Origin of the sequence: Paenibacillus sp. M2, assembly GCF_046713495.1 — a bacterium.
Lineage (GTDB): Bacteria > Bacillota > Bacilli > Paenibacillales > Paenibacillaceae > Paenibacillus > Paenibacillus amylolyticus_B.
Map to the genome: position 1 here is coordinate 6,418,142 of NZ_CP169648.1, position 19,041 is coordinate 6,437,182.

Annotated in this window: 9 protein-coding genes, 11 tRNA genes and 2 rRNA genes; 1 reads left to right on the top strand and 21 read right to left on the bottom strand. The window is 46.9% G+C overall.

The features are described from left to right. Positions 1-12 precede the first annotated feature (12 nt). The 8 genes from ectB to ppc all read right to left on the bottom strand — a co-directional run bounded on the left by ectB (position 13) and on the right by ppc (position 13,610). Positions 13-1,296 carry a diaminobutyrate--2-oxoglutarate transaminase gene (ectB, locus tag ACETMN_RS29280; RefSeq protein ID WP_091019112.1) on the bottom strand — a complete coding sequence of 428 codons (1,284 nt, stop codon included), beginning with the start codon at positions 1,294-1,296 and terminating at the stop codon, positions 13-15. A gap of 1,307 nt (positions 1,297-2,603) precedes the next feature. Continuing rightward, entirely contained in the window at positions 2,604-4,436 is a 1,833-nt protein-coding gene (gene glmS, locus ACETMN_RS29285) for a glutamine--fructose-6-phosphate transaminase (isomerizing) (protein WP_076217241.1), read from the bottom strand. A gap of 749 nt (positions 4,437-5,185) precedes the next feature. Further along, entirely contained in the window at positions 5,186-6,526 is a 1,341-nt protein-coding gene (gene glmM, locus ACETMN_RS29290; protein WP_017692121.1) for a phosphoglucosamine mutase, read from the bottom strand. 72 nt (positions 6,527-6,598) lie between these two features. Then, complete coding sequence (locus ACETMN_RS29295) at positions 6,599-8,095, bottom strand: YbbR-like domain-containing protein (RefSeq protein ID WP_179198617.1); 1,497 nt, start codon at positions 8,093-8,095, stop codon at positions 6,599-6,601. Beyond that, positions 8,088-8,924, bottom strand: a complete 837-nt coding sequence (gene cdaA, locus ACETMN_RS29300; protein WP_017692119.1) for a diadenylate cyclase CdaA — start codon at positions 8,922-8,924, stop codon at positions 8,088-8,090. Before cdaA ends, ACETMN_RS29295 begins: the two co-directional genes overlap by 8 nt. Positions 8,925-9,238: 314 nt before the next feature. After that, a complete protein-coding gene (locus ACETMN_RS29305) occupies positions 9,239-9,853 on the bottom strand; it encodes a zf-HC2 domain-containing protein (protein ID WP_036614042.1) in 615 nt (204 codons plus the stop codon). Positions 9,854-9,989: 136 nt separating this feature from the next. After that, positions 9,990-10,556: an RNA polymerase sigma factor SigW gene (gene sigW, locus ACETMN_RS29310; protein ID WP_017692117.1), complete on the bottom strand. Its 567-nt coding sequence runs from the start codon at positions 10,554-10,556 to the stop codon at positions 9,990-9,992. 261 nt (positions 10,557-10,817) lie between these two features. Next, positions 10,818-13,610, bottom strand: coding sequence for a phosphoenolpyruvate carboxylase (gene ppc / locus ACETMN_RS29315; protein WP_091019108.1), 2,793 nt, complete (start codon positions 13,608-13,610; stop codon positions 10,818-10,820). A gap of 578 nt (positions 13,611-14,188) precedes the next feature. On the opposite strand from ppc, the gene ACETMN_RS29320 reads away from it, so the two are divergent. Then, on the top strand, positions 14,189-14,542 hold the full coding sequence (locus ACETMN_RS29320) for a WGxxGxxG family protein (protein ID WP_091019107.1): 354 nt from the start codon (positions 14,189-14,191) through the stop codon (positions 14,540-14,542). 235 nt (positions 14,543-14,777) lie between these two features. Here the strand turns inward: ACETMN_RS29320 and ACETMN_RS29325 are convergent. From ACETMN_RS29325 to ACETMN_RS29385, 13 genes are all read right to left on the bottom strand, one after another. Beyond that, positions 14,778-14,848, bottom strand: a tRNA-Gly gene (locus ACETMN_RS29325). A gap of 11 nt (positions 14,849-14,859) precedes the next feature. Further along, a tRNA-Pro gene (locus ACETMN_RS29330) sits at positions 14,860-14,933 on the bottom strand. Positions 14,934-14,947: 14 nt separating this feature from the next. Next, a tRNA-Arg gene (locus ACETMN_RS29335) sits at positions 14,948-15,024 on the bottom strand. A 7-nt stretch (positions 15,025-15,031) separates the two neighbouring features. After that, positions 15,032-15,106 (bottom strand) — tRNA-Gly (locus ACETMN_RS29340). A 10-nt stretch (positions 15,107-15,116) separates the two neighbouring features. Continuing rightward, positions 15,117-15,197, bottom strand: a tRNA-Leu gene (locus ACETMN_RS29345). A gap of 6 nt (positions 15,198-15,203) precedes the next feature. Continuing rightward, positions 15,204-15,279, bottom strand: a tRNA-Lys gene (locus ACETMN_RS29350). Positions 15,280-15,288: 9 nt separating this feature from the next. Then, a tRNA-Gln gene (locus ACETMN_RS29355) sits at positions 15,289-15,363 on the bottom strand. A gap of 10 nt (positions 15,364-15,373) precedes the next feature. Next, positions 15,374-15,449: transfer RNA gene (locus ACETMN_RS29360), tRNA-Val, on the bottom strand. Between the two features lie 7 nt (positions 15,450-15,456). Next, positions 15,457-15,528: transfer RNA gene (locus ACETMN_RS29365), tRNA-Glu, on the bottom strand. 10 nt (positions 15,529-15,538) lie between these two features. Then, positions 15,539-15,611, bottom strand: a tRNA-Thr gene (locus ACETMN_RS29370). A 3-nt stretch (positions 15,612-15,614) separates the two neighbouring features. After that, a tRNA-Asn gene (locus ACETMN_RS29375) sits at positions 15,615-15,690 on the bottom strand. Between the two features lie 84 nt (positions 15,691-15,774). Then, positions 15,775-15,891: ribosomal RNA gene (gene rrf / locus ACETMN_RS29380) — 5S ribosomal RNA — on the bottom strand. A gap of 79 nt (positions 15,892-15,970) precedes the next feature. Further along, positions 15,971-18,898 (bottom strand): 23S ribosomal RNA (locus ACETMN_RS29385). Positions 18,899-19,041 lie beyond the last annotated feature (143 nt).

Genomic DNA, 19,041 nt, shown 5'->3' on the forward strand with positions numbered 1-19,041 from the left:
GCTTGGCCAAGCTTAGGTCGTTACTAACATATCCTTGGTCTCCTGAGAGATCACCTGCTGCATACTGGACTTGATAATGGCGCAGCCGGCGGTCAGATGCTCCATCGAGACGGTCAGCGGAGGCATGATCTTCAGTACACGGTCTCCTCTGCCGGCTCTTTCTAAGATGAGCCCGTTCTCGAAGCTGATATCCGTCACCCGCTTCGCCCCGGCTTCATCCATGAACCCCGAGACGTCGATGCCCCAGATCAGGCCGAGTCCGCGGATGGCGATGGACGGATGCAGAGGCTTGATTTCTTGATCAAGGAACGAGCGCACATACTCTTCCTTCTGCTTCACCTGAGCTTCCAGTTCGGTTCTGTCCCGGTACTCGAGAGCAGCCTTCGCGGCCACAAAAGCCAGCTGGTTGCCGCGGAAGGTGCCGTTGTGCTCGCCCGGCGTCCAGATATCCAGTTCGGGCTTCAGCAGCAGCAGGGACATTGGCAGGCCGTACCCGCTGATCGACTTCGATAGGGTAATGAGATCCGGCTCGATCCCCGCACGTTCGAAGGAGAAGAATTCGCCTGTCCGGCCGCACCCTACTTGAATCTCGTCTGTAATGAGCAGAATATCGTGCCTGCGGCAAAGTTGCTGCAACTCGCGTAGCCACTGCGCGTCGACAACGTGAATTCCGCCCTCAGCTTGTACCGTTTCAAGCAGGATCGCGGCCGGCTTGTCGATTCCGGAGTGCGAATCAGTCAGGATATTCTCGATATAGCCGAGCGTATCCATTTCTGCGAAAGCCCCGCTTGGGTGCGGCATGAACGTAACTCCGTCCAGAGGAAGCCCCGCCCCTTCTCTCATGGACTTGGAGCTTGTCGCCGACAGACTGCCGAGCGACATGCCGTGGAAGCCACCCATGAATGCGAATATTCCACTTCTCTTCTTCGCCTTGCGTGCGAGCTTCAGGGCCGCTTCCACCGCATTCGTCCCTGTTGGACCGCAGAATTGAAGCTTGTAATTCAGCTTCTTCGGCTCCAGGATCCGCTCAGAGAAGCTCTGGATGAATTCACGCTTGGCCATTGTATACATATCCAGACCGTGCATAATCCGGTCGGAGGTCAAGTAATCGAGAACCCGGTCTTTAATATAATCGTTGTTATGGCCGTAATTGAGCGCCCCGGCACCTGCAAAGAAATCAATATATGCTCTTCCGTCCTCAGAATATAAAAGGTCTCCCTTGGCCCGGTCGAATACCACCGGAAAGCTTCTGCAGTAAGATCTTACATTGGATTCCAGCTTTTCAAAAATGCTCACTCACTTCATCCTCCATCGGAATTGGGATAAGGTTGGCCCATCTTTCTGAACCTTCCTTTCTGAACCTTCTGACGTCATGGAGCAACATATTCTAGGCTGTCATTTTCACAATTGTTGGTCCCCGCATGCCGGCTTGTTGGTTAGCCAGTATACTGGTCTCTCGCACACAACTTGGATGGGTATAAAAAACCCTACAATTCCATTTATTAGAATAATAGGGAATAAGACCTAGGTTGAATTATATCAAAATTTACAAGAATGTATAGTGATTTTTTTGTTAAATATAGTCATTATATTGTTAAATTTGGTTTATAAAACATAATGTGTTAACATTTTTCGTTAAAAAAAGTGAATGGAAAAGAAACGTTGGGAATGATTTGACATCAATCGAGGAATTCAACGAGTGTTGACATCCATCCTTTTTAAAGGTAAATTTGGTATATACTACCTTTAAATATTCTTTGCCGGTGTTCCGATTCCTTGTACTTTGTAATAACTTAACTTGATTACCTGACCATTTCTGAAAGCCTGGCTGGAAACTGGCCACAGTGTCCACACGGATGGCAGCCGACATAGTTTTGTATCACGCCTTCTTCTCTGCGTCTCTGTTAGAGTAAAGGGTAAATATATTCTGCTCCTCATCATTAAACCGTACGGGAGGTTTTCCCCTATTACCTTTCAGATGTCTTCACTCATTTACATGAAGATTACAATAGCGTTCTGAAACCAAGTTGAACGGACAATGATTTCACTTCGCACAATAAGTTCCTTCATCGTGCGCATTGTTGCTGCTTGGCATACCATTTTGTGAATCGCAGAAGGATGTACCAGTCAAGTTTAATCACCTTCCTTTATTGTTCAAATGATCTCATATCCCCGATCTGCATCCTTCTTGAGGATATATTGGCACTTACGAGTTGCGAATGTTAATGACTCTCTTTAAGAAGTTGATTACATTCGTGCACGAATAATATTTCAAATGTGAGAATTACAAAAAGATACTCTTCCTAAGGTACTACATAATCTGGTGGATTTTCGTTCAATGAATGACCGCAATTTACAATGCACAAACACAAAAAAGATGGTTCTAATATTCAGAACCACCCTCCTGAAACATCAAAAAAGTCCTGATGACTTAGAGTCATCAGGACCATTATTTTGTTCATACTGTATTAGTTTACTGAATCTATTGATCAACCCGTTATCCATGTCATTTGGCAATAGTTCGTGTAGTTCCATACTTTTGTTAATGGTTCTCCACTTATTTATCACTAGACAATAAAGTAATTAATACAGAATCCCTTACCTTACTCAACCGTTACACTTTTCGCCAGGTTACGTGGTTTATCCACATCATGACCCAGTGCAAGGGAAGCATAGTATGCCAGCAATTGCAGCGCAACTACAGACAAAGCAGGGCTAAGCAGTGGTAGTGTCTTAGGAATCGCAAACGCTTGGTCTACGGATTTCAGCAATGGTGCTACGTGCTCTTCGTACGTAATTGCCAATACATCTGCGCCACGTGCTTTTACTTCCTTAATGTTGCTCACTGTTTTCTCAAGTACGTTCTCCTGCGTTGCCAGGGCAATAACAGGGATACCATCTTCGATCAATGCAAGCGTACCATGTTTCAACTCACCCGCAGCATACGCCTCAGAGTGAATATAAGAGATTTCTTTCAGTTTCAACGATCCTTCTTGAGCTACTGCATAGTCAAGACCACGACCGATGAAAAAGAGATGTTCATGTTTGGAGATTTGCTCTGCATATCCTTTGATTGCTTCCGCTTGCTCCAACATGGATTCCACTTGTTCAGGCAATGCTTGCATCGCTGCCAGCGTGTGTGCAATCTCTTCTGCAGATTGAGTACCACGAACTTGTGCAAGGTACAGACCAAGCAAGTTGAAAGCAATCAACTGCGAAGTATACGCTTTGGTAGAAGCTACTGCAATTTCAGGACCTGCCAATGTTGCGATAACATCATCTGCATCACGTGCAATGGAGCTGCCCACTACGTTTGTGATTGCCAGTACATGTGCACCATTGGATTGTGCTTCACGCAAAGCAGCAAGTGTATCGGCAGTTTCACCGGATTGGCTCACTACGATTACAAGTGTATCTTTGTGCACGATTGGGGAACGGTAACGGTACTCGGAAGCCACATCTGTTTCAACCGGAATACGTACCAATTGCTCAATCACTGTACGTCCAACCAGACCTGCATGGTACGCTGTACCACATGCAATGATTTGAACGTTACGGATATTTTTAATTTGTTCTTCAGTCATTTTCAACTCAGGAAGTTGAACTTTTTTGCCTTCATTATCGATGCGACCCAGCATTGTATCACGATATGCTTTTGGTTGCTCATGAATTTCTTTCAGCATGAAGTGCTCAAATCCGCCTTTTTCTGCGGTTACAGCATCCCAATCGACACGAATCATTTCCCGAGAAATAAAGTTGCCTTCAATCGTCATCAATTCGACAGCATCATGTGTCAACACAGCCATTTCACCATCATTCAGAATGTACACGTTACGTGTATGTTCCAGAATTGCAGGGATGTCGGAACCAATAAAGTTCTCGCCTTCACCAATACCAATAATCAATGGGCTTGCTTGACGCACAGCTACGAGTTTCTCAGGCTCATGCTCTGTCAATACACCCAGTGCAAATGCGCCACGCAACAACGTGATCACTTTTTGTACTGTTTTGACGATATCACCATTATATTCACGTGCGATCAGGTGAGAGATAACCTCAGTATCTGTCTCGGAAGTGAACGTGTGACCTTGAGCCATCAATTCGTCCTTCAGATCCAGATAGTTCTCAATAATACCATTATGCACAACAGAGAACTTCTGGCTTCCATCCGTGTGTGGATGAGAGTTCTCATCCGATGGTTTACCATGAGTTGCCCAACGTGTATGTCCGATTCCGGCATTACCTACCAGTGGTGCACCATCCAGCTTGGCTTCAAGGTTCGCAAGACGACCGAGAGCTTTTGTGATTTGCAGACCTTCCGGTGTGAATACCGCGATACCTGCAGAATCATAACCACGATACTCAAGTTTCTTCAATCCTTCGACCAATACCGATTGAGTGTTCTTATTACCAATATATCCAACAATACCGCACATAATTTATTTCCTCCGTTTGTATATGAATACTGTGTCACGAAGAGAAACAGGCAGAGGCGGCATATCGGAAAAATGAGTGATTGCCTAGCGTTTCATGAATACTTGGTACTTATTCAATTATCAATGATCAGAGCGACCTCTTGTCGCCCCGCTGTCATCATAAGCTGTTATGAATGCAATCATGAATGTACATCATTTTCCCGTCCGCGTACTGTTTACGCTCTTCACGCACATTCATTTGAATTTTAGTTTAACTCTTGCACCTGCACCGGCGCGTTGTGTGGACAGTCACCTATCCATTTTCCGCAATCCGGTTTACGGCTCTGGTGCTTCACCGGGAGGTCCCCGCCGAACAATCCGAACACCTCCACCTCGTCAGCTTGATTGCCGTTGATCTTAATCAGCCGTTCTTCAACCTAGAAGAAATCCTGATCAACATCATCCCGCGCAACTCCAAGCTCTGGCGCTTGTATAACTTTAACCTTACGTTCCTCACTTTCTGTGTCTGAATGACGACTCCACTCATTATATGCACGTCAGGTCCATTTTGCAATGGAGCAAAGTACCTGTGACAATTTTAGCATATTTACCTACAATCCCGACCTGATAAACGGACCTATGGTCTCATCAGGCCGGGAAGCAGGAATATCCAAGCATAAGTCCTAAATCATGTTATATTAAGCCTCGTTCTACACAACAATCCCCTTAAGAAAACCGTATGCAGAAGGTATCTCTTACATCTTCCAGTCCTATACCAGCTCTTTTTGCACTACATCTGCGATTTGAGACACAAATTGTTCAAGTTCGTCTTTGTCTGGTCCTTCCGCCATAACACGGATCAGAGATTCAGTACCTGAAGCACGAACGAGTACACGTCCATTATCGCCGAGTTGTTGTTCAACTGTAGCGATAGCTTGCTCGATTGCAGCATTACCCTCGTATTTGCTCTTATCTTCAACACGCACATTCACCAATACTTGTGGGTACTGGGTCATGAGCGCTTTTAGTTCACTCAGTTTTTTACCGGAAGCCTTGAGCGTATCCACGAGTTGAATCGCAGTCAGCATACCGTCTCCAGTTGTATTGTAATCCAGGAAAATAACATGGCCAGATTGTTCTCCACCCAAGTTGTAACCGCCGCGACGCATTTCCTCCATCACATAACGATCACCTACTGCCGTTTTAGCTGTTTTCAGTGCAAGTTTCTCCGTTGCTTTGTAGAATCCGATGTTACTCATAACCGTTGATACAACGGTACTGTCCTTCAACTTGCCTGCACGATTCATCGCATCTCCACAGATACACAGAATGAAGTCTCCATCCACCTCAGCGCCAGTCTCATCAATAGCAATCAGTCGATCTGCATCCCCGTCAAAAGCAAGGCCCAGATCCGCTTTATGTTTGAGCACTTCTTGTTTCAGGTTCTCTGGATGAGTTGATCCGCATTGCTCATTAATATTCAGGCCGTTAGGCTCAGCGCCAATGGCAATGACTTCTGCACCTAGTTCACTGAACAATTTCGGTGCCAGTTCATAAGCTGCTCCGTTTGCACAGTCCAAAACAATTTTAAGCCCAGAGAACGATTCATTTACAGTCGTTTTCAGGAAATCAAGGTACCGATAACGGGATTCTTCATCTGTCGTTACAGTACCCAGTCCGCCACCAACTGGCCGTGGCAATTGATCTGTCTCCGCATCCATCAGTTCTTCAATCCGGTTCTCTGTTTCATCAGACAGCTTGAAGCCATCTCCACCAAAGAACTTGATTCCGTTATCCTCAACCGGATTGTGGGAAGCCGAGATCATCACGCCGGCGTCAGCTTTCAACAAACGTGCAATATACGCCACTCCCGGAGTGGATACCACGCCCAGACGGATCACATCAGCGCCAATGGACAACAGACCTGCAACCAGTGCGGATTCCAACATCAATCCCGAGATACGAGTATCCATGCCGATAACCACTTTTGGTCTTTCCACACCACCTGCAAGCACGTAACCACCACAACGTCCAATGCTGTAAGCCAGCTCTGCCGTTAACTCTTTATTGGCAACCCCTCTTACACCGTCTGTACCAAAATATTTCCCCATGATTTAACTCCTTCTATTCGCATCATATACGAGCACTATTATTATTTTTTGAGAATTTTAAAATTAGAACGTTTACGGATTAGCGCCACTTTTACTGCCAGTACCGCTGTTATTATTATTATTTAAATTACCTCGACTGCTTGTGCTCCCCTGTTGGCCCTGATCCTGAGTATCCGTATTCGATTCCGTTTCTTCTTCATCAGGAACAGGCTCTGTTTCCCCATTTTCAACCTCGGCTGGTGTTGGGTCAGGTGCTACCGTTCCCTCGTCTGTCGGTTCTTCGCCAGGAGTGGTCGTAGTATCTTCAGCCTTTTCGCTAATTTTGACCGTCGCACTCAATGCAGTGGATGATTCATCCAGTTTGGCATAACGGGGCAGGTCGGCTTCAAGCTTGATCTCATGCGTTCCGGCCGCAAGTCCAGCAAGATCCCCGGTTAACGTGAGATCATCACTACTCAGACCCTCAAGCATACTTGCTGAGCCTGTAAGTGTGAGGTTCAGACCGCCGCTTCGAGGCGTAACCAGCGTCCCTTCCAGTCCATTCCCCGCACCGGTAAGTGTGATGGGGACGTTCGGAAAGACTTTGGTTGTCTCCTCTGCCTCGTCAAATGGTGATATGGTTACCTTGATCTGAATCGAACTAGGCTCGATTTTCTCAAAACCGGAAGGCGGCGTCAAGTCCACGTTAACTGTCGATGTACCCGACTGATCAAACTGTGTAAGATCAAGGGTTACTTGGTCGTAGGACTGTATACCCGCAAGCGCATCCTCTGATCCATAAACCGAGACTTCTTTCACGCTTGGCTCTACCGTGGAGAGTACCAGGCCTTCCGGAAGCTGTCCCGAATATTTGATTCTTAAGGGTACAGATGTATAGGGCTGATTGACCGGGACTCGTACTTCAACTGTTTGAGGCGTTATAATCGCATTTTCAAGGACCTTGCCCTCAGCATCGTATGCTTGAAGTTTCACTTTTTTCTGTATGACATCTTCCTTGGCATCTTTCACGCTCACACTGCCCTGGACCTTCGCTACAGCCTCGAGTTGCCCTTCGGGCAGAGTTACCTTAACCGGCGTCGAAGGTTCAGTTACGGGCGTTCCAGCGCTGTATCCGGCGGATGGTTGCCCTTCGGGTACAATATTCACATTGAAGGATTTGGTGCCCAATTTTTCTACATTCACCGTAACCATGGAAGGTTCCATACTGACTACTTCTACCCCGGAAGGCAAATCAGGTACAAGTGGCAGTGTATTGGACCCATCTTTCACCTGACTCAGATCGACCAGTACCTTGTAATCGTCATTCGTAAAAATCGATGTTAACATCGAGCGCTGTCCTTTGATCTCCAGTCGGACCTCATCCGTACTTAATGAAGTAAGCACATAGCTGTTACTGTCTAATCCATAAGGTTGAACAGGCACCGTACGTTCCACAACCTTGTTGGTCGTCCCTGTTGTAATCGTAGGGGTGGTTGGTACTTCATCCAGATGAATCATGAACCAGAGCAGGAGGCTCACCGCAAGCGCAAGTATTTTGGCAAAGTTATTATTGTTAAACCACTTATCCATTGTTACGTCCTCCCTTCCGTTTCCAGAAGGTTGTCCAGCCATTCTTTTTCAGATTGGATGTAGGGCGCAACTCCTCATACAGTTTGGCAATCAGCGATTCTTCCTTAATATCACGAACGACCTGTCCATTCATTGCCAGTGACACTTGTCCTGTCTCCTCGGAGACAACCAGACAGATCGCATCTGCAACTTCGGTAATCCCGATTGCTGCACGGTGACGTGTTCCCAATTCCTTACTGATAAAAGGATTCTCTGATAATGGCAAATAACAAGCTGCCGCCGAAATCTGTTTTCCCTGTATAATAACGGCTCCATCATGGAGCGGTGTATTTGGAATAAAGATGTTAATCATCAGCTCCGAGCTGACCAGAGAGTGCATCTTAATGCCCGATTCCGTGTAATCGTTCAGACCCGTTTCACGTTCAAATACGACCAAAGCGCCAATTTTACGCCGTGACAAATAATTAACTGACTTGATAATCTCACCAATTAACACCGTTAATTCTTCATCACTCGCTGCCGCTGAACGTCCAAACAGCTTACCTCGTCCCAATTGCTCCAGACCACGACGCAGTTCAGGCTGAAAGATAATGAATACCGCAACAACACCAAACGTAAACATCTGGTTCATTAACCATTTGAGCGTATACAGGTTTAACCACGTACTTAATGCCCAGATCAATACAAGGAACAGAATCCCTTTTAGGAGCTGAACCGCACGTGTCCCCCGCACAAGCAAAATCAGTTTGTACATAATATAGGTAACGATCAATATATCGATAACGTCCTTAATGGACTCTGTCCACGTTAAGTCAGCAAAATAATTCATAAGCCAGCCCCCGCTATCCCCATTGATGAGTAAACCCTGATCTCATATTAACCCATTAGGATTTTATATAATCCTTTGTCTCCGCATTTTTGCATCATTTGATTTGTGCAAAATGCTTATCTATATGTAGTAGTATGTTCTCTTTAGTATCTAGGTTATAACGTTAACGTTCAGGTTGCAAGTTACGGCAGTCTCAAACTGCACATAAACATCACATTTACCATGAATTACAAAGTTTGCGTATAAAAAAAGAGTACCCCATGCAATCTGGAGGTACCCTGCTTGGTATATACCATTGAAGATTTTACCCTGTTCTAGCGATAAGCCACTTCATTTACCATATTGGTTATTTTGTACCAGAACCAGTCCAGCGCCTGATCAATACTTTTCACCTGACCTGAAATATGCGCCGTTGAAGCCTGAAACAGTTGTCCGTCGATAACCGTCAGATTGCCGTTCACATCACCATATACTTGTGCGGTTCCATTTTCTATCGTAAGATCGCCAGCAATTGACTTACCTTCAGGAACAATAACCGTGTTACCCTGAATCACGATCTGGTCCAGATTATTTCCCTTAACAACCATTTCGTTATTCTGATTCCAGAAATTCAAGGCGCTAAAGAGCATCACGACCAAAAAGAAGGCTGCCGCCGTCAGCGCGGGATGTCCTTTGACCCATTTGAGCCATGCTTGCTGTCTCTTGGGCTGGGGCAGAGCATTCATAATTCGATTGGTCAGCTCATCAGAGGCAGACGGTGAATAGTGTTTCATGGCAAAGAGTAACATTTCCGTCTGTTCCAACTCTTTAAAGCGCATGCGACAATCCGGACAGATCACAAGGTGACTTTTCAGTTCAACCTTCTGGGCCGGGGACAACGACTCATCCAAACATTCATGCATTAAAGAGACGGCCGAGTTGCAATCCATATGAGAGCCAATCCTTTCTTAAATCACTTAGTCCATGTGCCATTAAAAAGCACGCATAAGACTTGCATACATTACATACGCATCCGTTTCGGATATGTTTCAAATAATTTCGCCCATATTTAAAGGCGTTTAATATTTATAACTTATACTCCAATTTTTTACGTAGAAAATCACGGCCCCGATGAACGCGTGTCTTGATCGTTGTTACGGGCATACCTGTCACGTCACTGATTTCCTGTAGCGACAAGTCCTGTAAATATCTCAGAATCATAACGGACTTATACTTGGCTGGCAAACTGTCAATGGCCTCACGAATGAGTGTCTGCGTTTCTGACAGGAGTGCTTCACTCTCCGGTGTACGATCATCACTCGGGAGCATCGCATAACCATCAGATCCTTCCTGGTCATTCAGTTCAGCATCCAAAGAGTATGAAGGTTTCTTTCTGCGCAGTCGGTCAATACACAGATTCGTTGCGATCCGGTAGATCCAGGTTGAGAACTTCTGGTTCGGATCGTACTTCTCCATATTACGAAACACACGCAAAAACGTCTCCTGCACAACGTCTTCAGCTTCATGACGATTGTTCAGCATCCGGTATGCCAAATGAAATAGCTTGTCCTTATATAGTTCAACGATTTCTGCGAAGGCTCTCTGGTCGCCCTTGAGCACCAGTTTCACAAGCCTGTTCTCCAAATTGTCCACCCTTATTCCCCCAGACATGCTGATGGGTCTTCCGTCTTCTGATACCCGTCCACACTTGTAATTCACCAATCAAATCGTAAATCAACTTTGGTCAAAAATCAAGACTGTATGACAAATATCCGCCAAAAACAGTAAAAACGGGAACTCCCGCAGGAGTCCCGTTTCATCTCTCACTCCGTAGAGCAGAGAATGGAGCTTTTATTCAACAAAGTAATGGGTACTTTGTTACATATAATTATTCAAAATGCAGCAGTTCAATCATCAACCTGTGTTACGGAGTCCTGCAGCAATGCCATTGATTGTCAGCAACACTTCTCTGAGCAGTTCCGTATCATCCTCACCACGTTCACGCATATCTCTGAGCTCGCTCAGAAGTTGAACCTGCATGTAGGACAACGGATCTACATAAGGGTTACGAAGACGAATGGATTCTTGAATAACCGGTACATCATCCAGAATTTCAGCTTCTCCGGTAATTTTAAGAATCAGCTCTTTTGTGAGCTTGAATTCGGCTTCGATCTGACCGTAGATGCGATCACGGGCTTCTTTGTTCGAAGTCATGGCTGAATATTCTTTAGCAATCACCAGATCTGCCTTGGCTACGGCCATCTGTACCGTATCAATTAATGTACGGAAGAATGGGAAGCTTTCATACATTTCTTTCAGGACAACCAGATTTTCCTCTTTATCCTGATAGTAACTTTGCAATCCTGTTCCTGCCGCATACCATGCCGGAAGCAGATAACGGCTTTGCGTCCATGCAAATACCCAAGGAATTGCTCTCAGATCTTCGAACTTGTCGCTACCTTTCCGCTTGGACGGACGTGAACCAATATTCAGTTCACCCACCTCTGGAAGCGGTGTGGATTCCTTGAAGAAGGTAAAGAAGTCCGGATCACGGAAAATCAGATCCTGATATTTCGTCAGGGATACTTCCGAAATCTCTTTGATGATGCTGTCCCAATGACGTTCGGATGCTGACTCTTGCGGCTCAAGCCCATTCAGTGCTGCTGTGATTAGAGCCGAAGTTGCCTGCTCCAGACTGCGGTATGCAATCCCCTGTAGAGAATAACGGGAAGAAATAACCTCTCCCTGCTCCGTAATCTTGATGCCCCCACCAATGGTATGCGGTGGTTGAGCAAGAATACTGCGGTTAAGCGGCATGCCGCCACGTCCAAGAGCCCCACCACGTCCATGGAAGAACTTCAGCTTAACGCCGTGTTCATTCCCTACAGCCGTAATAGCATTCATCGCTACACGCAGTTCCCAGTTGGCAGTAACCACGCCGCCATCCTTGTTACTGTCTGAATAACCAAGCATGATTTCATGAAGTTCATTCCTTCCTTTTACGCTTGCGCGGTATACAGGAAGGTTGAACAGCTTCTGCATAATGTCCGAAGCCGCATGTAGATCATCAATCGTTTCAAACAGTGGTACCGCTTGAAGTGTAGATACAACGTCACCGTTGTGACCTTTGGTGAATAAGCCCACTTCCTTGGCAAATACCATAACCTCCAGCAAGTCACTTGCGCCCTGCGTCATACTGATCAGGTAACTTGTGATACAGCCGGTCCCAAATTCGTTCTGGGCACGCTTAATGGTACGGAAGACATCCAGACACTCTTTGGTTCCCTCCGTGTATTGGTGATAAGGAGAAGTAAGAGGACGCGGATCATCCAGCAAACGAGCAAGCAGATCGATTTTACCGTCTTCAGTTAGACGCGCATAATCTTCTACAATGTTCATTTTCGCCAAAATCTCCGACATCGCATTTTCATGCTCCTGACTGTGCTGACGCACATCCAATGCTGCGGTATGGAAACCAAACAACTCGACTTGACGAATCATTTTGCGAATAGTTGTATCCGCTACGTAATCGGCAAAATGATGGCGCAGACTTCGATCAATAATCATCAGATCATCAATCAAATCCTGAGCACTATGATAACGGTCAGCCTGACCTAATTTGTTCTCATCCAGTACATTGTTCAACTTGGCAATCATATAGGCCAATTTGATGCGATATGGCTCTTTTTCATTTCGCCACATATCCACCTTTTTCAACGTTACACAACTACGGTCCTGCTCAATAGACTGCACCAGCTCATCCGATACGTGGATGATGTTCGTGCTGAAGCTGAGATGGCCCATAAGTTCAATCATAATCCGTTGGTATTCACGCAAAGCGAGCTTGCGTTGCATCAACAACGTCTGCCATGTTACATCTGAAGTTACCGAAGGATTTCCATCCCGGTCTCCACCGATCCAGGAACCGAACCGCAAATACGTCGGCACATGCCAGTCATGGTCAGGATAAAATTTGTTCAGGCAGCGTTCCAGCTCCTGATATACATCCGGAAGTACGTGGAACAACGTTTCATGAAAGTAATACATCCCGTTCCGCACTTCATCGAGTACAGTCGGTTTGCGGTCGCGGAGTTCATCTGTCTGCCAAAGTGTAATAACCTCATTCAGCAGTTTCTCACGCAACTGTTCACGTTCACGCAACGTCAGCGTAGGATTATCAAGTAGCATGACATCTTCGGATATCCGTTTATGGATGTCCAGAATAACCCGGCGCATGGCTTCAGTTGGGTGAGCTGTCATAACAAGTTCCAACGACAAATCGTCGAGAATCTCTTCCACCTCTGTATGAGACAGTCCACGTTCCTTAAGATCCTGTACTGCTTTCTCAATCGATCCTGGCTGCACAGCGTCCCCAGCAGAACGTTCATAATCCCGTTTACGCCGGATCCGATGGTTTTGTTCAGCAATATTAACTAATTGAAAATAAATAGCGAAAGCCCGAATAACCTGGTGACGATTGTCCGAGTCTAATTCCTGGATCATCGTTTTGAACTCTGCATAGAGTTCTGGCAGAAATTCTGCACGCAACGATTTGCTCGTTTCCCGAATCTTCTCAACGATATCTAGAAGCTCCGTGCCGCCTTGATGGACAAGAACTTCTCCGAGTATATTGCCCAGGAACCGCACGTCTCGCCGAAGCAGGTTGTTGGATTGGCTTTTGCTGGCGGTTACCATAGTTTCAGTCATGCTTATCCTCCCATCTGATCGTTCCATTCGTACACGTAAATTTGACACCTTCATAACATCATACAATAAAATGGTACGAAAATCTTTATTTTTCTATTAGAAAAAATGGGGATTATCCCCGATTTACAGCACAAAAACACGCTTTTTTATTCATTTTCTTGTTCTGCTTCAATTAATGGTCATATACTGTCGCATGATACCTTTTTCACGTACTTTAGATAAATCAAAAGTCTCATACCTATTCTTAAAAACTCATAAATATACAGTTCTTATAGATATGATCCAATGTACCTGATATTAAGGTTAAACTGCATAATTTCATTATTTGAGAACAGATGATATACAAAGAAACATGACCGGCAAAGCAAGCTTTTGTATACTTTACCACAGTGACGCAATAAATTAAAGATGTAATTATAAATTTCTTCCCACGACAAGTCTGCTTATTAGGGGAGGTTCTTATGTATATACCTAACCTACTGTAAACTTAGGGATATCTTAACAGACCATTTCTACATAATGTTCTTAGCTTTTTGGGCAGATTAATCTGTAGCTCTTACTAAAAAGGAGGAATCCAAATGATGAAAAAAGGTACAACAATTATTGCTTCCGTGCTTCTGGTGGCCGCGATGGCTGGCCCTGCTGCTGCTGATGGTCAAATGTCCAAAGGAATGGATACCAACACTAATGGATCACGTGTCCGGTCTTATCAGGACACCAACTACATGGATCGCACAAACACTAATTCCAACATGAATATGAACATGGATGGAAACTACCGCAACAATGGTGACTATCGTACCAACAGTGTTCGTGCTAACGCCACAACAACCAACCGTGACAACGGCATGGATTGGGGCTGGCTTGGTTTGCTAGGGCTGCTTGGTTTAGCGGGCATGCGTAAAAGAGTGACGGATCACAACGAACGTTAAATTGTAATCACGTCACTATACAATAGCTGCTATGTCTTAGAAGCAGCTCATCCACAGAGATAAACAGAAGAGCCAAGACCCCTTCACTATTGAAATAGGGAGGTCTTGGCTCTTTTTTTAAACAAACCTGTACTGTTTCTTACATAAAATATTATATAAAATAACTGCTAATTCTTACGTTAATAAAAATGAAAGAGCCTCTGCATCTGCAAAGGCTCTTTCATTGTATCCTGTAAGCGGGTGATGGGAATCGAACCCACGCTATTAGCTTGGAAGGCTAAAGTTCTACCATTGAACTACACCCGCATAAGCAAAAATCGGGATGACACGATTTGAACATGCGACCCCCTGGTCCCAAACCAGGTGCTCTACCAAGCTGAGCTACATCCCGATACTAAAAAATAATGGCGCGCCCTGAGAGATTCGAACTCCCGGCCTTTTGATTCGTAGTCAAACGCTCTATCCAGCTGAGCTAAGGGCGCAAAATATTGGAGCGGAAGACGGGAATCGAACCCGCGACCCTCGCCTTGGCAAGGCGATGCTCTACCGCTGAGCCACTTCCGCAAATGAAGGATGCGCGTGGAGGGACTTGAACCCCCACGTCAAAGACGCTAGATCCTAAGTCTAGTGCGTCTGCCAATTCCGCCACACGCGCATATGATGGTGAGTCATGAAGGGCTCGAACCTTCGACACCCTGATTAAAAGTCAGGTGCTCTACCAACTGAGCTAATGACTCATACTAAAATGGCTGGGGATATAGGATTTGAACCTATGCATGACGGAGTCAAAGTCCGTTGCCTTACCGCTTGGCTAATCCCCAATAAAAAATATGGTGGAGGCTGAGGGGATCGAACCCCCGACCCTCTGCTTGTAAGGCAGATGCTCTCCCAGCTGAGCTAAGCCTCCAACTATATGACCCGTAGGGGATTCGAACCCCTGTTACCTCCGTGAAAGGGAGGTGTCTTAACCCCTTGACCAACGGGCCCCATTTCCAAAGCTCTCAACCGGGATCGAACCGGTGACCTCATCCTTACCATGGATGCACTCTACCTACTGAGCTATGAGAGCGAATGGCTCCCCGAACAGGGCTCGAACCTGTGACAACTCGATTAACAGTCGAGTGCTCTACCAACTGAGCTATCAGGGAATAATATGCATTTGCAGGGCAAATGCAATTCATCGTACAACGTCCACATGCAGAGCCTGTTTTCTATGTATGATGAAAGAGTTCGCTTGGCGGCGTCCTACTCTCCCAGGACCCTGCGGTCCAAGTACCATCGGCGCTAGAGGGCTTAACGGTCGTGTTCGGGATGGGTACGTGTGGAACCCCTCCGCCATCGCCACCAAACGCATAGCTGTGCTTACATTTCAGAGATCGTTCTCTGAAAACTAGATTCGAAACGAAACATGCGAATTATCACTTGCTATTGGATAAGCCCTCGACCGATTAGTACTGGTCAGCTCCATGCATTGCTGCACTTCCACCCCCAGCCTATCTACCTCGTCGTCTTCAAGGGGTCTTACATACTGGGAAATCTCATCTTGAGGGGGGCTTCACGCTTAGATGCTTTCAGCGTTTATCCCGTCCGTACATAGCTACCCAGCGGTGCTCCTGGCGGAACAACTGGTACACCAGCGGTACGTCCATCCCGGTCCTCTCGTACTAAGGACAGCTCCTCTCAAATTTCCTACGCCCACGACAGATAGGGACCGAACTGTCTCACGACGTTCTGAACCCAGCTCGCGTACCGCTTTAATGGGCGAACAGCCCAACCCTTGGGACCTACTTCAGCCCCAGGATGCGATGAGCCGACATCGAGGTGCCAAACCTCCCCGTCGATGTGGACTCTTGGGGGAGATAAGCCTGTTATCCCCAGGGTAGCTTTTATCCGTTGAGCGATGGCCCTTCCATGCGGTACCACCGGATCACTAAGCCCGACTTTCGTCCCTGCTCGACTTGTAGGTCTCGCAGTCAAGCTCCCTTATGCCTTTGCACTCTTCGAATGATTTCCAACCATTCTGAGGGAACCTTTGGGCGCCTCCGTTACTCTTTAGGAGGCGACCGCCCCAGTCAAACTGCCCACCTGACACTGTCCCCGCACCGGATTACGGTACCAGGTTAGAACCTAGATACGATCAGGGTGGTATCCCAACGTTGCCTCCACACAAGCTGGCGCTCATGCTTCAAAGGCTCCCACCTATCCTGTACAGATCGTACCCAAATTCAATATCAAGCTGCAGTAAAGCTCCATGGGGTCTTTCCGTCTTGTCGCGGGTAACCTGCATCTTCACAGGTATTAAAATTTCACCGGATCTCTCGTTGAGACAGCGCCCAAGTCGTTACGCCATTCGTGCGGGTCAGAATTTACCTGACAAGGAATTTCGCTACCTTAGGACCGTTATAGTTACGGCCGCCGTTTACTGGGGCTTCGGTTCACAGCTTCGGGATTACTCCCTAACCACTCCCCTTAACCTTCCAGCACCGGGCAGGCGTCAGCCCGTATACTTCGCCTTACGGCTTCGCACAGACCTGTGTTTTTGCTAAACAGTCGCTTGGGCCTTTTCACTGCGGCCCCCTCGTGCTATTCACACTACCGGGGCACCCCTTCTCCCGAAGTTACGGGGTCATTTTGCCGAGTTCCTTAACGAGAGTTCTTCCGCGCGCCTTAGAATACTCTTCTCGCCTACCTGTGTCGGTTTGCGGTACGGGCACCTTCACCTGGCTAGAGGCTTTTCTTGGCAGTGTGAGATCATGACCTTCGCTACTATAATTTTCGCTCCCCATCACAGCTCAGCCTTACAATGTGCGGATTTGCCTACACATCAGCCTTACTGCTTAGACGGACATCCATCAGTCCGCGTCACTACCCTACTGCGTCCCCCCATTGCTCATAACGGCTTACGGTGGTACAGGAATTTCGACCTGTTGTCCTTCGACTACGCCTTTCGGCCTCGCCTTAGGTCCCGACTTACCCTGAGCGGACGAGCCTTCCTCAGGAACCCTTAGGCTTTCGGCGGATCAGATTCTCACTGATCTTTTCGTTACTCATACCGGCATTCTCACTTGTATAATGTCCAGCGCTCCTTACGGTACACCTTCAACCCTTATACAACGCTCCCCTACCCCTGATGCAAAGCATCAAGCCATAGCTTCGGTGGTGTGTTTAGCCCCGTTACATTTTCGGCGCAGAGTCACTCGACCAGTGAGCTATTACGCACTCTTTCAATGGTGGCTGCTTCTAAGCCAACATCCTGGTTGTCTGTGCAACTCCACATCCTTTCCCACTTAACACACACTTGGGGACCTTAGCTGATGGTCTGGGCTGTTTCCCTTTTGACAATGGATCTTAGCACTCACTGTCTGACTCCCGGAAGTAAGTCTATGGCATTCGGAGTTTGACTGAGCTTGGTAACCCTTGCGGGCCCCGCACCCAATCAGTGCTCTACCTCCACGACTCTGTTTTCCGAGGCTAGCCCTAAAGCTATTTCGGGGAGAACCAGCTATCTCCGAGTTCGATTGGAATTTCTCCGCTACCCCCACCTCATCCCCGCATTTTTCAACATGCGTGGGTTCGGGCCTCCAGTGCGTGTTACCGCACCTTCACCCTGGACAGGGGTAGATCACCCGGTTTCGGGTCTACGTCCACGTACTATGTCGCCCTATTCAGACTCGCTTTCGCTGCGGCTCCGGCTCTTCACCTTAACCTTGCACGGGAACGTAACTCGCCGGTTCATTCTACAAAAGGCACGCCATCACCCCTAAAACGGGCTCTGACTTTTTGTAAGCACACGGTTTCAGGTTCTATTTCACTCCCCTTCCGGGGTGCTTTTCACCTTTCCCTCACGGTACTGCTTCACTATCGGTCGCTAGGAAGTATTTAGCCTTGGCAGATGGTCCTGCCGGATTCATACGGGGTTTCACGTGCCCCGCACTACTCGGGATCCGTCTCGGAGGGAACAGACTTTCAACTACAGGGCTTTTACCTTCTTTGGCGGGCCTTTCCAGACCTCTTCGCTTAACCGGTTCCTTTGTAACTCCATGTGAGACGTCCCACAACCCCAAAGAGCAAGCTCTCTGGTTTGGGCTTCTCCGCGTTCGCTCGCCGCTACTGACGGAATCACTATTGTTTTCTCTTCCTCAGGGTACTTAGATGTTTCAGTTCCCCTGGTATGCCTCTACACAACCTATGTATTCAGTTGTGAGTAACTGGAAATTACCCCAGCTGGGTTTCCCCATTCGGACACCCCCGGATCAAAGCTTGCTTACAGCTCCCCGAGGCAGTTTCGTTGTTCGCCACGTCCTTCATCGGCTCCTAGCGCCTAGGCATCCTCCGTGTGCTCTTAGTAGCTTAACCATTTTGTTCCGGTTTCGACTGCTTGCTTCCCTTGTTTTGCTTGCGCAAAGCCAAAAGTCGCTCCCATTCGATACCATCACAAAAGCAATTTAACTACCTTTATAAACACTTCACTTGTTTACACAAGATCAGCTTAAAGGAAT

What these genes read in the sequence shown, in the direction of transcription:
- glmS (WP_076217241.1), bottom strand. Translation starts at nt 4,436, where the DNA reads ATGTGCGGTATTGTTGGATATATTGGTAATAAGAACACTCAATCGGTA.
- glmM (WP_017692121.1), bottom strand. Translation starts at nt 6,526, where the DNA reads ATGGGGAAATATTTTGGTACAGACGGTGTAAGAGGGGTTGCCAATAAA.
- ACETMN_RS29295 (WP_179198617.1), bottom strand. Translation starts at nt 8,095, where the DNA reads ATGGATAAGTGGTTTAACAATAATAACTTTGCCAAAATACTTGCGCTT.
- cdaA (WP_017692119.1), bottom strand. Translation starts at nt 8,924, where the DNA reads ATGAATTATTTTGCTGACTTAACGTGGACAGAGTCCATTAAGGACGTT.
- ACETMN_RS29305 (WP_036614042.1), bottom strand. Translation starts at nt 9,853, where the DNA reads ATGGATTGCAACTCGGCCGTCTCTTTAATGCATGAATGTTTGGATGAG.
- ppc (WP_091019108.1), bottom strand. Translation starts at nt 13,610, where the DNA reads ATGACTGAAACTATGGTAACCGCCAGCAAAAGCCAATCCAACAACCTG.
- ACETMN_RS29320 (WP_091019107.1), top strand. Translation starts at nt 14,189, where the DNA reads ATGATGAAAAAAGGTACAACAATTATTGCTTCCGTGCTTCTGGTGGCC.